The organism is Psychromonas sp. (assembly GCF_983033635.1).
In genome coordinates, this window is sequence record NZ_CEZLMY010000001.1 from 86,096 (window position 1) to 86,676 (window position 581).

At 33.2% G+C, this 581-nt stretch carries 1 protein-coding gene; it reads right to left on the reverse strand.

The window, feature by feature from the left end; genetic code table 11:
- Positions 1-268 (reverse strand): MarC family protein (locus AC4GME_RS00325; protein WP_490378881.1); only part of this gene is annotated, 268 nt, incomplete at its 3' end.
- Positions 269-581 lie beyond the last annotated feature (313 nt).

Sequence of the window (581 nt, forward strand, 5' to 3'; positions counted from 1 at the left end):
TCTTTAATGAGATAACAAAGAATATTATCCCTCCGGCAATGGTTATGGCTTGCGTTTCCAAATGAAAGATACTTAAAAACTTTTCTCCAAAAAAGAGAAAAACTACCAGGATAAAGAAACCAATTAACATCTCTCTGATTATAATTTTTGAATGTTTTTGTTTATCTACATTTTTTAAGATGCTCAATAATAGCGGAACATTTCCGAATGGATCTAAAATAAAGAAAATTAGAATTGCAGTTGAAACTATTGAAAATGAATTTTCCATCTAAACTTGTCCTTGTAACTCTCTATTTTTGAAATCTATTATATGCCTTAACCACTTGCAAATGCAGATTTAGAAAACCACAATCGAGGGCTAGTGTTGTTTTACCTTTATCGGACGCAAAAATAAAGAGAGGACAGGCAAAGCTTTTGATAATTCTGAGCTACGGCCATGTTCAATCTGCAACGGCAGCACCTGTTTTATTACAGATATAAGACTGTTTCTTGCTCCCGCGTTTAGTCTGTTTTTATCTCGATCAGCATTTTCGTTAAGCCTCCTAAACATATGAAAACCCTTTGATAAAGCCTTTTAAAAC